The organism is Streptomyces sp. NBC_01431, assembly GCF_036231355.1.
GTDB lineage: Bacteria > Actinomycetota > Actinomycetes > Streptomycetales > Streptomycetaceae > Streptomyces.
Map to the genome: position 1 here is coordinate 3,806,286 of NZ_CP109496.1, position 19,104 is coordinate 3,825,389.

A 19,104-nucleotide genomic window follows, 5' to 3' on the forward strand; every position below is an offset into this window, starting at 1 on the left:
AATTCGATTATTACCGTAATCTTGATACGGAACCAGTCGGAACGAGCTTCGTCGGGACGAGCTTCAAGGAGGACGGCCCATGACCCAGGCCTTGGCACCGCGGGTGACCCGTCAGACGGTGGGCGCCATCGCCGATGGCGGCTTCAAGGTGTTGCTCGCCGTTGTCTACATCGCCGGCGCCGCCCCGCTCGGCCGGCTGCTCGGCACGCCGGCCTGGCTGATGGTCGTCTCGGGCGTGGCTCTGCTGATCGGTGGCGGCGTCGAGACCGGATACACGCGCAGCCGGTCGATGCGCACCTACACGCGGCTCATGATCGCCTACGACAGCGGCTGGGTGCTGACGGCCCTGGCCGGCCTCCTGATGGCATGGCGGGGCGGCAGCGCCGGGGGTGAAGTCTGGATGGGGTACCAGACAGCCGCCCCCATCGTGTTCGCCGCGCTGCTGGTCGGCGCTGCCCCTGTGCAGATGGCCTCGGGCACCCGGCGCGACACCTCAGTTTGAGCGAGGCATCCGGCCCGCCGCGAGCAGCGCCTGCGGGAGCGGCCGGCTGTGGACGATCTCCAGGCCGGACACCGCCCGCGTCAGGACCACGTACAGCCGGTGCAGGCCGCGGTCCTCGGCCGCCGCTATCGCGGCCGGTTCGACCGCCACCACGTGGTCGTATTCGAGACCCTTGGCCAGCGTCGCGGGCAGCACGGCGACCCGGAGGCCCTCGGTGAGGCCCGCCGCCGCGAGGTCGGCGCGCAGCGCGGCCACGTCCCGGTCGGCCGCGATCACGCCGACCGAGCCCTCCCGGCCGAGCGCCGCCCGAACGGCGGCGGCCACCGCCCCCGCGAGCTCTCCCGGCGCATCGGCCCGCCGGTACGCCAACTGGCCGCCACCGCGCAGGGATTGACCTGCCGGTACGTCGACGTCGAGCGCGGGGAGCAGCCGGTTGGCCACCGCCACCAGCACGGCCGGCACCCGGAACCCCGTCGTCAGCGGCACCACCGCCGCGTCCGGCTTGCCCAGATGGGCCAGTTGGGCGGACCAACTGCGGGCCGCCCAGGGCGTGGTGCCCTGGGCCAGGTCGCCGAGCACCGTCAGCGAGCCGAACGCGGCGCGCCGGCCGATCGCCCGGCACTGCATCGGGGACAGATCCTGCGCCTCGTCCACGACGATGTGCCCGTACCCCTCGGGGTGCTCGATCAGGCCCGCCACCTCGTCGAGGAGCACCAGATCGGCCGCCGACCACTTCGCCGACTTCCACGAGCGCGGCGGCCTGGCCCACAGGAGCGCCTTGCGCTCGTCGGGGCCGAGGACGTTGCCGGCCACCGCGTCCAGCGCGTCCGGGTCGCTGAACAGCTCGGCGAGCACCTCCTGCGGGGTCACCTTCGGCCACACCGCGTCGACGTACTCCGTGATCGGGCGCGCCCGCGCGAGCTTTCGCAGCCAGGTGTTGTTCATGGGCCCGGCCCGCCCCTCCGCCCGCAACTGGATCGCCCGGACCGCCCGGCTGCGCACCCGTTCCCGTCCGACCGCGTACGGCGGCGCCTCGGCGCGGACGGTCGCGACGATCTCGGCGAGCGCGCCCTCGGAGAGTCGCCAGGTGTACGAACCATCGCGTACGGCAAGGGAGTTGAGGGGTTCACCGACGCGTCCGTACAGCGCGCGGCGCAGCACCTCGGCCATCCGCGCGTCGTGCTTGACGGCCGCCGCGGCCGGGTCGTCCACCGCCCGCACCTCGTGGCCGCGCGTCCCGCGCACGACCTCCTCGTCCACGGTCGACTGGCGGATGCCGGTCTCGCCGAGCGCCGGGAGGACTTCACAGATGTAGGAGAGGAAGGTGCGGTTGGGGCCGAGCACCAGGAGGCCGCGGCGCTCGACGCGCTGCGGGAAGGTGTAGAGGAGGTACGCCGCGCGGTGCAGGCCGACGGCGGTCTTGCCGGTGCCGGGGGCGCCCTGCACGCAGATGGACCGGTCCGGCGAGGAGCGTACGAGGTCGTCCTGCTCGGGCTGGATCGTCGCCGCGATGTCCCGCATGGGGCCGACCCGGGGGCGCTCGATCTCCCCGGTGAGGATGGCGCCGGGCCCCGTCGCCTCGCCCGCCGTCAGGTGCTCGTCCTCCAGGCCGGTCAGGTCCTCGGCGGCGCCGAGGCTGCCCTGCGCCCAGCCGAACCGGCGGCGGACCGCGACGCCCTGGGGGTCGTGGGCGCTCGCCTGGTAGAAGCGGCGCGAGACGGGGGCCCGCCAGTCGACGACGAGGGGCGGGGCGGAGGGGTGTTCGCTGATGCGGCGGCGGCCGATGTGGTAGCTCTGGCCTGCGTGGTCGCCGTCGGCCGACGCGTCGAAGTCGAGCCGCCCGAAGAACAGCGGGCCTTCCGGGAGTTCCCTCAACTCCTTGGCCCAGCTGCGGAGTTGATAGCCGAGCACCTCGGCGTCGGCGCCCGACGCGAAGGCGTTCTCGCCGTGCACGACCCGGGTTCCGGCACCTTCGGTCATGGCGGTCAGGGCCGCCCGGCAGGCATCGTGGTGGGCCCGCTCCTGGCTGAGTTCCCGGTCGAGAGACGTCATACCGCGAGGATAACGGATAACGTAACCGAGTTACGTTTTTTACTTGGTAACGATAGTCGGCCCGACCTCGCCCCGACCTCAGCGGCGCCCGTCGCCGTACTCCGCCCCGAGTCCCGCCCCCAGCTGCTCGAACGCCCGGTCCGCCGCGCGCAGCGCCTGCGCGTACAGCGCCTGCGCGCTCTCCCCGGCCGCGATCCGGCGCACGTTCTCCTCGGCGAGGATCCGCTGGACGGCGCTGATCTGGCCGGCCGCGAGCTGTGCGCAGAGCCCTTCGCCGAGCTCCGCGGCCAGCGCCCGCTGCGATCGGTTCTGGTAGGCGTGCATCCCGGCCGCCAGGCTCGGCGTGCCGTACAGCAGCCGGTGGTAGGCGAGCACGTTCGGGTGGTCGCAGAGCCCGGTCACCGGGTCGCGGCGGTCGAGACCCTGGCGGAAGTGCGCGTGCAGGGCGGGCAGCGGGGCGATCCCCTCGGCCCGGCCCGCCGCGACGACCCGGGCCGCCTCGTCCTCGTGGTCGGCGAACCGGTGCAGCACCAGGTCCTCCTTGGCGGGGAAGTAGCGGAACAGGGTCGGCTTGGAGATCCCGGCCGCCGCGGCCACCTCCGCCACCGAGACTCCGTCGAAGCCGCGCTCCAGGAACAGCGCGATCGCCGCGTCCGACACCGCCTGGTACGTCTGCCGCTTCTTGCGCTCGCGCAAGCCCGTCTCACTGCCCATGGTGCGAGCCTACGTGGCCGCCCTTGACCTCGACTCCGGTTGAGGTTGAAGACTCCGGGAGGTGCCGCTCGGGGCATGACGCGGACCTCCCACGGGGGTGGGGATCAGAACATGTCCGGGCACCAGGGGCGGCGGTCCGTGCGGAACAACGCGTCCATGCGCGCCGCCGCCCCCTCCCGCCCCTCGACGACCCGGCCCAGCGCAAGCAGCCGGACCGCCGATTCGTCACCCAGGTACAAAGTCCCCAACTCGCCTACGTCCAGGCTCAGTTCGGCCGAGCGGGTGGTGGGGGTGCAGCGGGCGCCGGTCGCGGCGGCCGCCAGCAGGAAGCGTCCCGAGGCCAGGCCCGCGGCGTCGTGGACCTCCAGGACGAGTTCGCCCTCGGCGGCGTACGTGCGCGTCTCAAGGGCCGCCGCGACATCGAGCAGCCGCAGCCACAGGAAGTCGCTCTGCGTGATGATCCTGGCAGCGCGCGGATTGGGCAGGTACAGCGGCAGGAGGGCGTCGGGGGCCCGGTAGCCGGTGCGGACCCTGCGGATCCAGTCGATGGAGCACAGGTAGTGCCACAGGGCGCGCTCGGCCCGCGGGTCCGTCGCGATCAGCTGCCGTACCTTCGCCGTGTTCTCGGGCAGCTTGGCGTCGCTCCACGTCTCGTCGGCCGTGTAGGCCGCGAGTCCGGCCGCCTCGCCGTCCGCTGTCCGGTACACCGCGAAGAAGGGCTCGGTCCAGCCGTCGCGGTGAGCCGCGCCGGTGGCCAGGTCCCACCAGCGCCGGTCGCGGCTGACCGCGCCGGGCTGCGCCGCCCGGAACCGCTCGAAGACCTCCGCGCCGACCTTGCCCGCCTCGGCCGGGTCCACCAGGTCGATGCGGGCGCCGTCGTCGGGACGCGCCCAGCGGGGGTCCAGGCCGGTACGGCCCGTGTCGATCTCCCACTCCGCGAATCCGGCGGCCGGGCCGTACCCGTACCGGCCGTAGATCGGGTACTCGGCGGCGACCAGCGTCGATGCCACCTCGCCGCGTTCCTTGGCCGCCGACAGCTCGGCCGTCATCATCCGGGTCAGCAGCCCGCGCCTGCGGTGCGTGGCCGTGACGGTGACGCCGGTGACCGCGGACACCGCGAGGGCCGCGCCGCCGGGCGCGGTCAGTTCCTGCGCGAAGGACCGGAACGTCGCCACGCACCGGCCGCCCTCGAAGGCGCCCCGCACCCGGCTCACGTCGGTGTGGGCGAGCCGGCCCGCCGCGTCCTCGGCGCTCACCACCGGCGGCCGCAGGAACCCCGCGTGGACGGCCTTCAGCCAGTCGGTGTACTCGGCCTCGGTGATGGTACGGACGTCGATGTGCTGGTCGGCGGCAGCGCTCATGGCGCCCACGCTAGGCGGGCCCGCTCGGACTGTCGCCCGAATTTCCCCGGGCCCGCGTGCTCGGGCGCCCGCCCCCGCTGCGGCCGCCCGCCCCGGCTCAGAAGACCGCGCGGATCTCGCCGACCTGTGCGGCCCCGCCGAACAGCGGCGCCCGGCCGATCCGGTCCACCACCGGGCTGTCCACGCCCAGGAGTTGGAGCGCGCGTGCCAGGACCGGGCCCAGCGAACGGATCGCGCCGTCGTCGACCTTGAAGGCGAGCGCGCGGCCGTCGGGCAGCGCCACCGCCTGCACCGCCTCCGCGCCCATCTTGGACAGCGCCCCCGGCACCTCGCGCATCAGCCAGGTGTCGGGCCGCCGCGTACCGGCCACGTACTCGGGGTGCGTCCGCATCGCCTCGGCGACCCGGCCCTCGGGGGTGCCGGGGGCGGCCGTCGCGAAGGTGGCGAAGGCACGGGCGAGGCCGGTCAGGCTGATCGCCATCAGCGGCGCCCCGCAGCCGTCGGTGCCGACCGAGGCGACGCGCTCGCCCGCGGCCGCCTCGACGGAGTCATGGACCAGCTGCTGGAGCGGGTGCGCCGGGTCGAGGTAGCTGTGCAGGTCCCAGCCGTTCAGCTTGCAGGCCGCAAGCATCGCCGCGTGCTTGCCGGAGCAGTTCATGGTGAGCCGCTCGCGGACGTGGCCGGCCGCCAGGTACGTCTCGGCCTCGGCCGGGTCCAGCGGCAGGTCCGGCGGCGTCTGGAGGTCGTCCGGCGTCAGCCCGTGCTCGGCCAGCATCTTGCGTACGAGATCGAGGTGGAAACCCTCGCCCGAGTGGCTGGCGGCGGCGATGGCCAGGCGCTCGCCGGACAGGTCCAGGCCCGCCCGCAGCACGGCGGCGGCCTGCATCGGCTTGTTGGAGGAGCGGGGGAAGACGGGCGCGGTCGGGTCGCCGAGCGCGAGCTCGACGCTGCCGTCGGCCGCCAGTACCACCAGCGACCCCCGATGATGGCCCTCGACGAACCCGGAACGTACGACTTCGGCGAGGACCGGGGGTATCGGGGACGTCGAGGACACGGCGGTCATGGGGTGGCCTTCCGGGCAGGTGACCTGCCCCGGAGGGATCGCTTCCGGATGGGCGGGTCAGATGAGCAAATCGTCTACTTGTGCTTCCCCATCACGGTACCTGCGGGCGATCTCGGCGCTGCAATCGTCGGCCGTGCGCTGGACCTCCTTGCGGCGCCGCGAGACCTGCTGCTCGTAGCGGATCAGCCGCCCGGTCGCCGTGTGCAGCTCCTCCTCCGTACGGGCGTCCAGGTCGGACAGCTCGATCTCCGCGTCCATCTCGGCGGCCAGGAGGCGGTACTCCTCGTTACGCGGTGCGGACAGCGTGACGTGCCGGGCGGAGGCCCGGTGCGAGGAGGGCGCGTCGGTGAGGATCTCGGCGAGCCGCTCCACCACCGGCGCCTGCGGCCCGGTGCGCCGGGCCAGCTCGGCCCGCAGGATGTCGATCCGGCCGTGCAGCAGCCGCCGCACATAACTCAGGTCGGCCTCGTCGCTCTGCGACTGGCGGCGCAGCGTGCGCAGCTCGGCGAGCCGGAGCGCGGCCAAGTCGTGGTCGCGCTGGGGCGGCAGCTGACCGGCCCGCTGCACGGCAGGTCGCACGGCGGTGCGCGGGTTGGTCCGGCTCAGCGATACGGGACCGGGCGACTGCCCGGCGCCTGGTGTGCTCATGGGTCTTTCCGTCCCCTCGACCGGTGCTCGGGTTCCCCCCGGCCCCGAGGGCCGAGGTGTGCACCGCCTGTACGCATCGTGCCACTTTGGGTACGGCACGTGCAGGTGCACTGCACCCGTTCAGCCGCTCGGAAATCGGAGCGACCCGTGGCATAAGTTGGGGCGCATGCGAGCGGTGGTGCAGAGGGTGGACGGCGCGAAGGTCGTCGTGGCGGGCGAAACGGTCGGCGAGATCACCGGTGAGGGCCTGTGTGTCCTGGTCGGGGTCACGCACGGGGACACCCCCGAGAAGGCGGCGCAGCTCGCCCGGAAGTTGTGGTCGGTTCGCATCCTTGAGGCGGAGAAGTCCTGCTCGGATGTGAATGCACCCTTGCTGGTGATTTCTCAGTTCACTCTCTACGGGGACGCCCGCAAGGGCCGCCGGCCCACCTGGAACGCGGCCGCCCCCGGCGAGGTGGCCGAGCCCCTGGTCGACGAGGTGGTGGCCCAACTGCGGGCGCTGGGCGCCCAGGTGGAGACGGGCCGGTTCGGCGCGGACATGCGGGTGTCCCTCACGAACCACGGCCCGTTCACGGTGCTGGTGGAGGTCTGAGCGCCCGGCGGCGCTACGGCTCGACCACGACTTCCTGTGCCGCCGCCGTGTTCCCCGCCAGGAGCTCCGCGTCGACCGGCACGTTCCGTTTGACCAGGGCCAGCGCGATCGGGCCCAGTTCGTGGTGGCGGGCCGAGGTCGTCACGAAGCCGAGCTGGCGACCCTCCTCGCCGTCGGCCGCGAGCCGCACCGGCGTACCGGGACCGGGCAGCAGCACCTCGCTGCCGTCCAGGTGCAGGAAGACCAGGCGGCGCGGCGGCTTGCCCAGGTTGTGGACCCGGGCGACCGTCTCCTGGCCGCGGTAGCAGCCCTTCTGGAGGTGCACGGCCGAGCCGATCCAGCCGACCTCGTGCGGGATCGTACGGTGGTCGGTCTCGAAGCCGAGCCGGGGCCGGTGCGCCTCCACCCGGAGCGCCTCGTACGCCAGGATCCCGGCGAGCGGCCCCGCCTCGGCGGCGTACTTCTCCAGGTCGGCGCGCGGCAGGAACAGATCGCGCCCATACGCCGTCTCGCGCACGACCACGCCCTGCGGCACCTCGGCGATGGACCCGGCGGGCAAGTGGACGACCGCGAACTCCCCGGTGCGGTCGGCGACTTCGACCCGGTAGAAGAACTTCATCGACTCCAGGTAGGCGATCAACTCGCCCTGTGTGCCGGGTTCGACGTGGATCCACACCGTCGTGCCGTCGTCCACGAGGTACAGGGCGTGCTCGACGTGGCCGTTGGCGGACAGGACGAGGGCCTCGGTCGCCTGCCCGGCGGGCAGTTCGCTGACGTGCTGGGTGAGCAGCAGGTGCAGCCAGCTCAGCCGGTCGTCGCCGGTGACGGTGATGACACCGCGGTGCGAGAGGTCGACGAGACCGGTGCCGCCGGCCAGCGCGCGCTGCTCGCGGAACAGGTCGCCGTAGTGCGCGGCGACGCCTTCGTCGCGCCCTTCGGCGGGGACGGCGCCGGGCTGGGACAGCAGGGGGCTCTTCATGTACGCAAGCCTACGACTCGGTATCCGCGGCCTTCTCGGCACAGGCCTGGCAGCGCCCGAAGATGGCGAAATGCTTCATGTCCGTGTCGAAGCCGAAGGTGTCCCTGAGCTTCGCGGTGAAGTCCGCGGCCACCGACACATCGGCCTCGATCACCTCGGTGCAGTCGCGGCACACCAGGTGGATGTGCTGGTGGCGGTCGGCCAGGTGGTAGGTCGGTGCGCCGTGCCCGAGATGGGCGTGCGAGACCAGACCCAGCTCCTCCAGGAGCTCCAGGGTCCGGTACACGGTGGAGATGTTCACGCCGCCCGCCGTCTTCCGCACCTGGGTGAGGATGTCGTCGGGCGTCGCGTGTTCCAGTACGTCGACGGCCTCCAGGACCAGCTGCCGCTGAGGGGTCAGCCGGTACCCGCGCCTGCGGAGGTCGCTCTGCCAGTCGGTGGTCACCACGCTCCCAGTGTAGGAGCGGGCGCACTCGACGGGGCGGGGAGTGCGCGCCGGGTGGACGGGCGGCCTACTTGAAGAAGGCGATTCCGTCGTCCGGGAGATCTCCGAGGCCCCGGGCCATCTCGGCGACCTGCTCCGGAGTGACGACCTTCTTCAGGTGCGCCGACATGTAGGGGCGGAGCTCGACGTCGGGGGTCGCCTTCTCGCCGACCCACATGAGGTCGCTCTTGACGTACCCGTAGAGCCGCTTGCCACCGGTGTACGGGCCGGAGGCCGCGGTGCGCGCGACGGCGTCCGTCACGAGGTCGATCTGCGGCTTCTGGTGGGCGAGTTCGCCGTACCAGATCTCCACGATGCCCTGGTCGCGGACCATGACGGCCTCGACCTTGCGGTCCTTGTCGATGCGCCAGTAGCCCGACTCGGACTCCAGCGGCTTCACCTTGTTGCCCTCGGCGTCGAGGATCCAGGAGTGCGAGACGTACTCCAGGAAGTCACGGCCGTCGTGGGAGAAGGTCACGGACTGCCCGAAGTTCGCCTTCTCGGCGCCCGGGAAGTCGGTGACACCGGCGCCCTCCCAGGTCCCCAGGAGGAAGACCAGGGGCACGAGGTCGGGGTGGAGGTCGGACGGAATCTCGATCATGAGGCTGCGATCTCTTCGTTGCGGGGGGTTTAGCGCTGGCCCTGGTACAGCTTCTTGACGGTCAGCCCGGCGAAGGCGAGGACGCCGACGCAGACCAGGACAAGGAGGGTGGAGAAAACAGCCTCAAGCACGGGGGGCTCCTCGCATGAGCGGGTGTAGGGGCGGTCAGGGCCGGCCCCCAGCCTAATGGGTGGGGGCGCCGGCCCTCTCTGTGAGGTACGCCGCCGGTGTCAGCCGTGCGGGTCACCGGCGCCGGCGAACCGCACCAGGTGGATGCGGGTGGCGGACCCACAGGCCACGGGGGAGGCGATGGCCCGGCGGATTACAGTTCGGCGTATGCCGAAGCAGAAGCTCGTGATCAAGGTGACCGCCGGGGCCGACGCACCCGAGCGGTGCTCGCAGGCCTTCACCGTGGCGGCCGTCGCCGTCGCCAGCGGGGTCGAGGTCTCACTGTGGCTGACCGGCGAATCGTCCTGGTTCGCACTGCCGGGCCGCGCCGCCGAGTTCGAGCTCCCGCACGCCGCACCGCTGCCCGACCTCGTCGAGTCGGTCCGGGCGGGCGGCCGGATCACCCTGTGCACCCAGTGCGCCACCCGCCGGGACATCACCGAGAAGGACGTCCTGGAGGGCGTACGCATCGCGGGCGCGCAGGTCTTCGTGCAGGAGGTCATGGGGGACGGCGTACAGGCGCTCGTGTACTGAAGCCCGCCCCACCGGTGTCGTGGCAGTGCCGCGCTGAAGAGGCGCGGGGCCGCGACATCGTGCGCAATCGGCACGCGGCCGGTGGACGCCCCCCGCCGAGCGCTCAGCGGCGCTTCTTGCCGTCCAGCTCGTCCCACCACTCGTCGGACTTCGGGTCGCCGGAGGGGTCGTCCCACCAGCGGTCGTCGGGGCCGCGCCGGTTGGCCACCATCGCGGCGACGGGCGGGATCACCATGGCCACCACGCACATGCCCACCGCCGCCGGGACCGACCACAGGCGCACGAAACTCCAGGCGGACACGAAGAGCAGAATGCAGCCGCCCATCATCCAGAAGTAGCCGCGCCGGCGCCGGGCCAACATAAGTCCAGCGTACGGCCGCGGCGCCCGGCCGGAAACGGCACGGAGGGCCGCACCCCATTTCCAAGGCGTCCAACCCCCGGGGTGCGGCCCTCCGGCCAGTACTGCGGCGCCGTCGGTCAGACGGCGATGGCGACCTCGGCGAGGCCGCCGGTCTGGGTGACGACGGTGCGGTCCGCGGTGCCGCCCGGCACCAGCGCGCGCAGGGTCCAGGTGCCCTCGGCCGCGTAGAAGCGGAACTGGCCGGTGGCAGAGGTCGGGACCTCGGCGGTGAACTCGCCGGTCGAGTCGAGCAGGCGCACGTAACCCGTGACGGGCTCGCCGCCGCGGGTCACCTGACCCTGGATGGTGGTCTCACCGGGCTTGATGGTCGAGGCGTCGGGGCCGCCGGCCTTCGCTCCACACATGGTTCTTCCTTACGGTCTACGGTCTGGGGGTGTGCGGGGGGGCTGGTCGCCCGGGTTACTTGTTGGCGCCGAGCTCGATCGGCACGCCGACGAGGGAGCCGTACTCGGTCCACGAACCGTCGTAGTTCTTGACGTTCTCCTGGCCGAGCAGCTCGTGCAGCACGAACCAGGTCAGGGCCGAGCGCTCGCCGATGCGGCAGTACGCGATGGTGTCCTTGGCCAGGTCGACCTGCTCGTCCTCGTAGAGGGCCTTGAGCTCGTCGTCCGACTTGAAGGTGCCGTCGTCGTTGGCGTTCTTCGACCACGGGATGTTGCGGGCGGACGGGACGTGGCCCGGACGCTGCGACTGCTCCTGCGGGAGGTGGGCCGGGGCGAGCAGCTTGCCGGAGAACTCGTCGGGCGAGCGCACGTCGACCAGGTTCTTGTTGCCGATGGCGTTCACGACGTCGTCGCGGAAGGCGCGGATGGAGGCGTCCTGCGGCTTGGCCTTGTAGTCGGTGGCGGCCCGGTTCGGGATCTGGTCGCCGTCCACGAGGTCGCGGGAGTCGAGCTCCCACTTCTTGCGGCCGCCGTCGAGGAGCTTGACGTCCTGGTGGCCGTAGAGCTTGAAGTACCAGAAGGCGTACGAGGCGAACCAGTTGTTGTTGCCGCCGTACAGGACGACGGTCGTGTCGTTCGCGATGCCCTTCTTCGAGAGCAGGGCCTCGAAGCCGGCCTGGTCGACGAAGTCACGGCGGACCGGGTCCTGGAGGTCCTTCGTCCAGTCGATCCGGATCGCGTTCTTGATGTGGTTCTTCTCGTAGGCCGAGGTGTCCTCGTCGACCTCGACGATGGCGACCTTCGGGTCCTCGATGTGGGCCTCGACCCAGTCGGCGTCTACCAGGACGTCGCTGCGGCTCATGTTGATCTCCTCCGGGGCAGTCTGCGGGGGGTGCTGCGCGGGGTGCGGGTACGCGTCTGCGGCGCGCGTACGCGGCACCGGGTGGGCCCTGATCGCCCTGATCGCGGTCGAAGGGCCGGGGGAAATGCGGGAGTTGAGCGTCCCGCTCAGAAGGGGCGACAGAGCATGGCGGCGACGCGGCACAGGTCTACTGCCCGCCGCTTCGTGAGGTCCGCCTGTCGCTTCATGCGTCCGATCGTAGGGAGCCATACCGGGGCGTGTCACCGGCGTGTCGCATCTTGAGACGCGATCATCCACATAGTGGTACGAGGAGTGCCTGCGGGCCACCCCCGGCCCCTTCCGGGGGTGGGGGGTGCGACGGTGCCATCTGCCCTGCGGACGGGGGTGTCTCACGATGCGGTCGGGGCGTCTGCGGGCCCGCGTGCGGGGCCGCCCACCCGCCGCGCGTCACCCCGGGCCGACCCCGGCCCCCCGGGGCTCCGCCCCAGACCCGTTCGGGGCTCCGCGCCCCGTGTGGATCGTTCGTCAGGTGCGGGCTGACTGTGGCTGGTCGCGCAGTTCCCCGCGCCCCTTCGCGGGGCTTCGCACGGGAGCTGGGAAGACTCCACTCCCTGCACTCCGGCCGCGCGGATTGCTCGCCGGGGGCGGGTCGTCTGTGGCTGGTCGCGCAGCTCCCCGCGCCCCTTGGCGGAGCCTGGGTGGGGAAGGAGCGGCGGGGGTCAGCCCGCCAGGTGGACTTCTGTGCCCTCGCCCGAGAAGCGGAGCCCCGCCTCCGACGCCGTTACCTTGTTCAGCTTGATGCTCGACGGCATTCCGTCGATCTTCAGGTCGTAGTCGACCGCCTTGCGCAGACGCTGGTCGAACCCCGGCACCGGAAGCCGCGGCAACGACTCCGCCCGGAGCTGCACCGACCCCGTACCCGCCAGGCTCACCGTGCTGTACGCCGACACCTTCTGCCCCGCGAGGAGCGCCTTGATCGCGGGCGGCAGTGTCACGCCCTGGCCCTCCAGGAGGTCGGTGAGCGGGCCGGTTACTTTGACCTGGCCCTTCGCCGCCCGCTCCGGGCCCGCGTAGCCGACCGTCGCCCCCTTGGGCGCCGCCTTCGACAGGTCGGCGTACGAGATCTGAGCCGCCCCGTCCGCCCGCCCGGCGACCGCCGACGAGAAGCTGCTGTCGATCCGTACCGCATGCAGTTCCGCCGTCACCTCGGTGACGTTGACCGAGTGGCCACCGGCCGTGGCGGTGACCCCGGACAGGGAGACGTCGACCTCGTCGAGCTCCTTGCCGAGGACCTGGGTAAGGAAGGGGAAACCCTTGATGCTGACGTCGGGGGTGGAAGCGAGCCGCTGGCTGCTCTTGATCTTGTCGGCCGTCTTGGACTCGGCGATGTTCACCGCGATCCGGTCCACGGCGACGAAGATGCCGCCGAGAACCACCGCGATGATCAAAAGTATTCGCAGTGCGCGCATTGCGTACGTGTCCCCCGCTCGTCGGCCCTCGACCCTCGATCGGCAAACTTTTGATCGTTGACCGCTGACTTAGATCGTTTCTTTGATCAATCTCTCCGAATGACGATCGCGAGCCTAGTCGCGGTTCCCTACCCCACCGCGCGCCCGATGAGATACAGCACAGGGACGGCCGCCGTGAGCGGCAGGGCGACGCCCGCGGTCATGTGGACGAAGCGGGACGGGTAGTCGTAGGAGGCCACCCGCAGCCCGATCAGCGCACAGCCCGCGGCCGCGAGGCCGAGCAGCGCGCCGCTCGCGCCGATGCCCGTCAGGCCGCCCACCGCGATGCCGACCCCCGCCGCGGCGAGCAGCGCGACCGCCACGGAGGCGGCCGACGGCAGCGGCAGTGCCCGCGCGAGGGCGGCGACGCCCACCGCGGCCGCGCCGACGGAGACCGCGTGCGGAGGCGCCGCGAGGTAGCCGCCCGCCAGGATCGCGAGTGCGGCGGAGGCGACGGTCGCCATCAGCCCGTACATCCGCTCGTCGGGGTCGGCGTGCGAGCGCAGCTGGAGCACGAGGGTGAGCAGCACCCACACGCCCAGCGTGCCCAGGATCGCGGCGGGCGCGTGCTCACGGCCGAGGGCGAGCAGGGCGACATCGGCGACGAGCCCGCCCGCGAAGGCGAGCGCGATGCCCTGCCGGGCGGGCCACATCCCGTTCAGCCGGAACCAGCCGGCCGCCGTCACGGCCTGGAGCAGCACGAGAGGCACCACCAGGGCGTACGGGCCCATCGGCGCCGCGACCGCGAGGAGCAGGGCAAGCAGTGCGGTCAGCGTGGCGGGACGCATCCCGGGCGCGATGATCGGCGAGCGCCCCTCGGCACGGGCCCGCTGCGCGTCGGTGATCCGGGCGTTGCCGACCGTGGTGGGCGAGCCGTATCCGGCCCCCCCGGCGGTCGGCGGCTGGTCGGCCACCCCGTGCGCCTGCCCCGCGGCGGCCGCGGCAACGGGCCCGGACGACCCGTACGACGGATTTCGGGAAGGCACGGCGGCCTGCCCGGCGGCGCCGTAAGCGCCGCCCTGAGAGCCACCGGCCTGCCCGGCCGCACCGTAAGCGCCACCCTGGGACGCTCCGTAGGGCGCGGCGGTCTGCGGCATCGGCATCTCGGGCGGCAGCGGCACGGACGTCGTGCCCGAGCCGCTGTGGGCGGGCGGGCCCCCCGCGGTGTTCTGCGGCGGCAGGTACGGGGCCTGCTCGGCGCTCTCCTGCCAGGGCTGCGCGTGCCGCCCCCGGCTCTCAGCGGGCTCGCCCGGCTGCGGCGCGGGCGGGATCGTGGGCTGGTACTGGGTGTCCCAGGTCTGCCCGTCCCACGTCTGGGTGTACTGCTGCTGGTCCTGGTACGGCTCGTACGGGAACGGCGGCTGGGGCTGTACGGGCTGCCCGTACTGGTCGTACTGCGGCTGCTGCTGATACGGGTACTGCTCGCTCATGACGTGGGGGTCACCCTCCTGCGAACGGCGGGAGCACCTCGACCGTGCCGCCCTCGGCAAGGCGTACGGTCTCATGGTTCCGCTTGCCGACGGGGTCACCGTCGACCAGGAAGGAACACCGCTGGAGTACGCGCGCCAGCTCTCCGGGGTGCCGTTCGCGCACCGCGTCGAGCGCCTCGGCCAGCGTTCCCGCGGCGTACGGCTCCTCGGCGACACCGGCGGCGGACTTGGCCGCGGCCCAGAAGCGGATGGTTCCCGCTGCCATGGTGAGGCTCCTTTCGTCGCCCTCCATGATGGGCTACGCGGCGGGCCGCGCGGCGGTCAGCCAGCTCGCGATCCTGGTGAGCAGGGCCTCGTCGGCGGCGTTCTCCGCGTGCCCCATCCCCCGCTCCAGCCACAATTGCGCAGGTCCGGCCGCCGCCAGCATGCGCGGATGGTCGACCGGGAAGTACAGGTCGCGGTCGCCGTGCACGATCAGCAGCGGGGTCGGCGCGATCAGCGGGACCGCCTCGACCGGCGAGAGCGGCACCGGGTCCCAGTCCTCGGGATGGATCCGGGTGGCGAAGCCGAACCGGCCGACCAGCCGTCCGGCGCGCCGGGTCACGAGCCAGTGCACCCGCCGCATCGCGGGCGTGCCCCGGTAGTACCAGCGGGCGGGCGCGCTGACCGCCGCCACTGCTTCCGTGCGCCCCCGCGCGCTCCCCTGGTGCGTAGCCGCGTGCCGCAGCACCACCGACCCGCCCATCGAGAAGCCGACGGTCACCACGCGTGCGTACCCGAGTGATCTCGCCCACTCGACGGCCGTCGCGAGGTCGAGCACCTCGCGGTCGCCGACGGTGGAGCGGCCCGTGGACCTGCCGTGCCCGCGGAAGGAGAAGGTCACCACGGCCGCGTGCTGCGCGAACACGCCCGCGGCCCTTCGTACGGCGGGCCGGTCGGCCGATCCGGTGAATCCGTGCGCGACCACGATCGCGGTATCGGTGACACCCTTGCTGCACGGTTCATAAACCGCCTCGATCCGGACACCGTCGGAGGTACACAGGGTTGCGCGCCGGGGTCCGGGAGTGATCGAGGAAACAGCTGAAGTGTGAAATCGGCCCTCTGCCTCGGAACTCATGTGGGCTATTCTCCTAGGCAGAGGATCCGGGCAACGCAGCCCCCGGGTCCTTTTGTGTTTCCCGGTCGTTGTTACGGACGGGTGAACAAACGCTCACAAAAGAACTGCACCCGGGTCGCGGGGGCAGAACCGGAACAGCAGTACAAGTACGAAGCAGTGCCGCAACGCCCCCGGACTCCTGAGGAGTAGGGGGAACCCCCTCCGCAGGGACCGAGGAGGAACCGACGTTATGGGCGAGCGAACCGTGCACGATACGAAGTCACCGCCAATGCCGAACCCGGCATGGGGACACCCCCTGCTCGAACGGAACCGAGAGCTCGGGGGTGGGACGCGATGAGTTCTCTGCTGCTCCTGACCAATGCCCTCCAGCCGTCGACGGAGGTGCTCCCCGCCCTCGGCCTGCTTCTGCACAGCGTGCGGGTGGCGCCCGCGGAGGGCCCGGCCCTCGTGGACACCCCTGGTGCCGACGTCATCCTGATCGACGGCCGCCGCGACCTCCCGCAGGTGCGGTCGCTGTGCCAGCTGCTCCGCTCCACCGGACCCGGCTGCCCGTTGATCCTGGTCGTCACCGAGGGCGGCCTGGCCGCCGTCACCGCCGACTGGGGCATCGACGACGTCCTGCTCGACACCGCGGGCCCGGCCGAGGTCGAGGCGCGGCTGCGGCTGGCCACCGGCCGCCAGCAGATCACCTCCGACGACTCCCCGATGGAGATCCGCAACGGCGACCTCTCCGTGGACGAGGCGACGTACAGCGCGAAGCTGAAGGGGCGGGTCCTGGACCTGACCTTCAAGGAGTTCGAGCTGCTCAAGTACCTCGCCCAGCACCCGGGCCGGGTGTTCACGCGGGCCCAGCTGCTCCAGGAGGTCTGGGGCTACGACTACTTCGGCGGCACCCGCACGGTCGACGTCCACGTACGGCGGCTGCGGGCCAAGCTCGGTCCCGAGCACGAGTCCCTGATCGGAACCGTCCGAAATGTCGGATACCGCTTCGTGACCCCGGAGAAGGTCGAACGTGCGGCCGAGGAGGCCAAGGCGCGGGCGGTGGTCGACGCGGCCACCGCCGAGGCGAAGGAAGCGGCTGCCCGCTCCTCGAAGCGGTAGGCCGGCCGGGTAGGTCACACCTGGGGTACGACCTGCCATACGGCCTGCCCAGCGGGGGGTCACCCCGCGTAGACTGCCGCGCGTGGCCAAGGTGACGCGGGACGACGTGGCACGACTTGCGGGTACTTCGACCGCCGTCGTCAGTTACGTCATCAACAACGGACCCCGGCCGGTCGCCCCGGCCACGCGCGAGCGTGTCCTCGCCGCGATCAAGGAGCTGGGGTACCGGCCCGACCGAGTGGCCCAGGCGATGGCCTCGCGGCGCACCGACCTCATAGGAATGATCGTCCCGGACGCCCGCCAGCCGTTCTTCGCGGAGATGGCGCACGCGGTCGAGCAGGCGGCGTCCGAGCGCGGGAAAATGGTCCTGGTCGGCAACTCCGACTACATCGACGACCGCGAGGTCCACTATCTGCGGGCCTTCCTCGGCATGCGGGTCGCCGGGCTGATCCTGGTCAGCCAGGGCCCCAGCGAGCGGGCCGCGGCCGAGATCGACGCCTGGGACGCCCGGGTGGTGCTGTTGCACGAGCGGCCCGAGGCCATTGACGACGTGGCGGTCGTCACCGACGACATCGGCGGCGCCCAGCTCGCCACCCGCCACCTGCTCGAACACGGTCACGAGTACGTCGCCTGCCTCGGCGGCATCGAGTCCACCCCGGCGGTCGGCGACCCGGTGGCCGACCACGTCGAGGGCTGGCGCCGGGCCATGCTGGAGTCCGGCCGCTCCCTCGAAGGCCGCCTCTTCCAGGCCCCGTACAACCGGTACGACGCCTACAAGGTGGCGCTGGAGATCCTCGCCGGGCCCCAGCGGCCGCCGGCCATCTTCTGCGCGACCGACGACCAGGCCATCGGCGTGCTGCGGGCCGCCCGCGAGCTGCGCATCGACGTGCCGGGCGAGCTCGCCGTGGCGGGGTTCGACGACGTGAAGGAGGCGGCCCTGACCGATCCGCCGCTCACCACGATCGCCTCCGACCGGCCCGCGATGGCGCGGGCCGCGGTGGATCTGGTCCTGGACGACGGGTTGCGGGTGGCGGGCTCGCGCCGCGAACGTCTCAAGCAGTTCCCCTCGCGGCTCGTCGTGCGCCGCTCCTGCGGCTGCGGGTAGCGTCCCGCCCGGCTTGCCGTCGGCGACGCTGCGACCGCGGAAGCTTTCCGTCCGTTTTTCGGCGCCGCGAGGCGCCTTTATTTCGGGCAAACACGGTTCTGCCGGGCTTCTTAACCGGTCCTCAGACTGCTCTCATCATCCGTAGCGAAGGTCATAGACATGACCGAGAGCCCCCGCCACAGCGGCGAGTACCCCGAGCAGCAGCCGAACCACTCTCACGAGTCCTGGCAGCGAGCCAAGGACGACGCCCGGCGAGAGGCCGAGGCCCACGCGGCCGCCTATCCGCCGCCGCCCCCGTACCAGCCGGCCACCCCCGTCGGCGCCGCCCCCGGCACCACCGGGTGGCCGGGCGGCGCGGCGGTCCACCCCGAAGCCGGGTTCCAGGGCGGCGACGGCGGCGGCGCGGGCGTCCACCACCTCGCCGGGGCGGACGCGGGCTCCCCCCAGCCACGCCGCGCGAAGCGCTCGGTCGGCCTCCTCGCCGCCGTCGCCATCATCGCCGCGGCCATCGGCGGCGGGACCGCGAGCCTGGTCGAGCACTACGTCAGCAACGACGCCACCAGCGTCGCGGCCGGCGTCAGCGGCACCAACGCGGCCAACAGCACCAACGGCACCGTCGCGGGCGTCGCCAAGGCTGTCATGCCGAGCATCGTCGAGATCAACGCGACCTCCAGCTCGGGCGAGTCGACCGGCGCGGGCGTGATCGTCACCTCCTCCGGCGAGATCATCACCAACAACCACGTCGTCTCGGGCTCCACCCAGATCAAGGTGAAGCTCAGCGACGGCAAGTCGTACACCGCGAAGGTCCTCGGCACCGACCCCGACAAGGACCTCGCGCTGATAAAGCTGGACGGGGCGAGCGGCCTCAAGCCCGCGAGCCTCGGCGACTCCGGCAAGGTCGCCGTCGGCGACCAGGTCGTCGCGATCGGCTCCCCCGAGGGCCTCACCGGCACCGTCACCAGCGGCATCATCTCCGCCCTCAACCGCGATGTCACCGTCGCCAAGGAGCAGGGCAACCAGGGGCAGGGCCAGGGGCGTGGCCAGGGGCAGGGGCAGGGCCGCGGCAACGGCGGCTGGCCGTTCGAGTTCGGCGGGCAGCAGTTCAACGGCGACACCGGCTCCTCGAAGACGACGTACAAGGCGCTCCAGACCGACGCCTCGCTCAACCCGGGCAACTCCGGCGGCGCGCTCATCGACATGAACGGCAACATCATCGGCATCAACTCCGCGATGTACTCGCCCAGTTCGAGCAGCGCGAGCGGTTCGTCGGCCGGCAGCGTCGGCCTCGGTTTCGCCATCCCGATCAACACCGTCAAGTCCGACCTCGCCGGCCTGCGCAGCGGCGGCAGCGGCGGAGCCGACACCGGTGGCAACAGCAACCAGGGCGGCAACAGCTCCGGGAACGGCTTCGGCGGCGGCAGCTACTGATCCGCGCGGGGCCGCGAGCCGCCCCGCGCCCCGCCGTCCGCGTGCGAGGCT

The 19,104-nt window shown here is 72.1% G+C and carries 22 protein-coding genes; 6 read left to right on the forward strand and 16 right to left on the reverse strand.

The annotated features are described in order from the left end of the window. Positions 1 to 79: 79 nt before the first annotated feature. On the forward strand, positions 80 to 502 hold the full coding sequence (locus OG522_RS17495) for a hypothetical protein (protein WP_329463909.1): 423 nt from the start codon (positions 80 to 82) through the stop codon (positions 500 to 502). Here the strand turns inward: OG522_RS17495 and OG522_RS17500 are convergent. From OG522_RS17500 to OG522_RS17520, 5 genes are all read right to left on the reverse strand, one after another. Further along, positions 494 to 2,554 (reverse strand): HelD family protein, encoded by a 2,061-nt coding sequence (locus tag OG522_RS17500; RefSeq protein ID WP_329463910.1) that lies wholly within the window; start codon positions 2,552 to 2,554, stop codon positions 494 to 496. The two genes, OG522_RS17495 and OG522_RS17500, sit on opposite strands and share 9 nt — an antisense overlap. A 78-nt stretch (positions 2,555 to 2,632) precedes the next feature. Continuing rightward, positions 2,633 to 3,268, reverse strand: a complete 636-nt coding sequence (locus OG522_RS17505; protein ID WP_329463911.1) for a TetR/AcrR family transcriptional regulator — start codon at positions 3,266 to 3,268, stop codon at positions 2,633 to 2,635. Positions 3,269 to 3,372: 104 nt separating this feature from the next. After that, on the reverse strand, positions 3,373 to 4,629 hold the full coding sequence (locus OG522_RS17510) for a GNAT family N-acetyltransferase (protein WP_329463912.1): 1,257 nt from the start codon (positions 4,627 to 4,629) through the stop codon (positions 3,373 to 3,375). Positions 4,630 to 4,726: 97 nt separating this feature from the next. Continuing rightward, the gene (locus OG522_RS17515; RefSeq protein WP_329463913.1) at positions 4,727 to 5,692 is read right to left on the reverse strand and encodes an asparaginase; all 966 of its coding nucleotides are present in this window, start codon (positions 5,690 to 5,692) and stop codon (positions 4,727 to 4,729) included. Positions 5,693 to 5,749: 57 nt separating this feature from the next. After that, on the reverse strand, positions 5,750 to 6,340 hold the full coding sequence (locus tag OG522_RS17520; RefSeq protein ID WP_329463914.1) for an RsiG family protein: 591 nt from the start codon (positions 6,338 to 6,340) through the stop codon (positions 5,750 to 5,752). A gap of 166 nt (positions 6,341 to 6,506) precedes the next feature. Between OG522_RS17520 and dtd the strand changes: the two genes are divergently transcribed. Beyond that, positions 6,507 to 6,932 (forward strand): D-aminoacyl-tRNA deacylase, encoded by a 426-nt coding sequence (gene dtd / locus OG522_RS17525; protein WP_329463915.1) that lies wholly within the window; start codon positions 6,507 to 6,509, stop codon positions 6,930 to 6,932. 13 nt (positions 6,933 to 6,945) lie between these two features. Here dtd and ygfZ read toward each other — a convergent pair whose 3' ends face one another. The 3 genes from ygfZ to OG522_RS17540 all read right to left on the reverse strand — a co-directional run bounded on the left by ygfZ (position 6,946) and on the right by OG522_RS17540 (position 8,996). Next, entirely contained in the window at positions 6,946 to 7,911 is a 966-nt protein-coding gene (ygfZ, locus tag OG522_RS17530; RefSeq protein ID WP_329463916.1) for a CAF17-like 4Fe-4S cluster assembly/insertion protein YgfZ, read from the reverse strand. A 10-nt stretch (positions 7,912 to 7,921) separates the two neighbouring features. After that, positions 7,922 to 8,359, reverse strand: coding sequence for a Fur family transcriptional regulator (locus OG522_RS17535; protein WP_329463917.1), 438 nt, complete (start codon positions 8,357 to 8,359; stop codon positions 7,922 to 7,924). A 64-nt stretch (positions 8,360 to 8,423) separates the two neighbouring features. Then, the gene (locus tag OG522_RS17540) at positions 8,424 to 8,996 is read right to left on the reverse strand and encodes an FABP family protein (RefSeq protein WP_329463918.1); all 573 of its coding nucleotides are present in this window, start codon (positions 8,994 to 8,996) and stop codon (positions 8,424 to 8,426) included. A 336-nt stretch (positions 8,997 to 9,332) separates the two neighbouring features. Here OG522_RS17540 and OG522_RS17545 point away from each other — a divergent pair, with 336 nt between their 5' ends. Further along, entirely contained in the window at positions 9,333 to 9,698 is a 366-nt protein-coding gene (locus tag OG522_RS17545; protein ID WP_329463919.1) for a DsrE family protein, read from the forward strand. A gap of 103 nt (positions 9,699 to 9,801) precedes the next feature. Here the strand turns inward: OG522_RS17545 and OG522_RS17550 are convergent, their stop codons facing one another. The 8 genes from OG522_RS17550 to OG522_RS17580 form a co-directional block, all read right to left on the reverse strand. Continuing rightward, positions 9,802 to 10,059: a DUF3099 domain-containing protein gene (locus OG522_RS17550; RefSeq protein ID WP_329463920.1), complete on the reverse strand. Its 258-nt coding sequence runs from the start codon at positions 10,057 to 10,059 to the stop codon at positions 9,802 to 9,804. Between the two features lie 116 nt (positions 10,060 to 10,175). Then, the gene (locus tag OG522_RS17555) at positions 10,176 to 10,463 is read right to left on the reverse strand and encodes a DUF1416 domain-containing protein (RefSeq protein WP_329463922.1); all 288 of its coding nucleotides are present in this window, start codon (positions 10,461 to 10,463) and stop codon (positions 10,176 to 10,178) included. A 55-nt stretch (positions 10,464 to 10,518) separates the two neighbouring features. Further along, the gene (locus tag OG522_RS17560) at positions 10,519 to 11,364 is read right to left on the reverse strand and encodes a sulfurtransferase (RefSeq protein ID WP_329463923.1); all 846 of its coding nucleotides are present in this window, start codon (positions 11,362 to 11,364) and stop codon (positions 10,519 to 10,521) included. A 146-nt stretch (positions 11,365 to 11,510) separates the two neighbouring features. Beyond that, on the reverse strand, positions 11,511 to 11,591 hold the full coding sequence (locus tag OG522_RS41250) for an Ms5788A family Cys-rich leader peptide (RefSeq protein ID WP_350751515.1): 81 nt from the start codon (positions 11,589 to 11,591) through the stop codon (positions 11,511 to 11,513). A 492-nt stretch (positions 11,592 to 12,083) separates the two neighbouring features. After that, positions 12,084 to 12,833, reverse strand: a complete 750-nt coding sequence (locus OG522_RS17565; RefSeq protein ID WP_329463924.1) for an LmeA family phospholipid-binding protein — start codon at positions 12,831 to 12,833, stop codon at positions 12,084 to 12,086. Positions 12,834 to 12,961: 128 nt separating this feature from the next. Then, positions 12,962 to 14,302 (reverse strand): hypothetical protein, encoded by a 1,341-nt coding sequence (locus OG522_RS17570; protein ID WP_329463925.1) that lies wholly within the window; start codon positions 14,300 to 14,302, stop codon positions 12,962 to 12,964. A 10-nt stretch (positions 14,303 to 14,312) separates the two neighbouring features. Then, a complete protein-coding gene (locus OG522_RS17575; RefSeq protein WP_329463926.1) occupies positions 14,313 to 14,567 on the reverse strand; it encodes a MoaD/ThiS family protein in 255 nt (84 codons plus the stop codon). Between the two features lie 33 nt (positions 14,568 to 14,600). Beyond that, positions 14,601 to 15,419, reverse strand: coding sequence for an alpha/beta hydrolase (locus OG522_RS17580; RefSeq protein WP_329463927.1), 819 nt, complete (start codon positions 15,417 to 15,419; stop codon positions 14,601 to 14,603). Positions 15,420 to 15,752: 333 nt separating this feature from the next. Between OG522_RS17580 and OG522_RS17585 the strand changes: the two genes are divergently transcribed. The 3 genes from OG522_RS17585 to OG522_RS17595 all read left to right on the forward strand — a co-directional run bounded on the left by OG522_RS17585 (position 15,753) and on the right by OG522_RS17595 (position 19,053). Beyond that, positions 15,753 to 16,520 carry a response regulator transcription factor gene (locus OG522_RS17585; protein ID WP_382809074.1) on the forward strand — a complete coding sequence of 256 codons (768 nt, stop codon included), beginning with the start codon at positions 15,753 to 15,755 and terminating at the stop codon, positions 16,518 to 16,520. An 82-nt stretch (positions 16,521 to 16,602) separates the two neighbouring features. Continuing rightward, complete coding sequence (locus OG522_RS17590) at positions 16,603 to 17,625, forward strand: LacI family DNA-binding transcriptional regulator (RefSeq protein WP_053729012.1); 1,023 nt, start codon at positions 16,603 to 16,605, stop codon at positions 17,623 to 17,625. Positions 17,626 to 17,784: 159 nt separating this feature from the next. Beyond that, positions 17,785 to 19,053 carry a S1C family serine protease gene (locus OG522_RS17595; RefSeq protein ID WP_329463928.1) on the forward strand — a complete coding sequence of 423 codons (1,269 nt, stop codon included), beginning with the start codon at positions 17,785 to 17,787 and terminating at the stop codon, positions 19,051 to 19,053. The last annotated feature ends 51 nt before the right edge of the window (positions 19,054 to 19,104 follow it).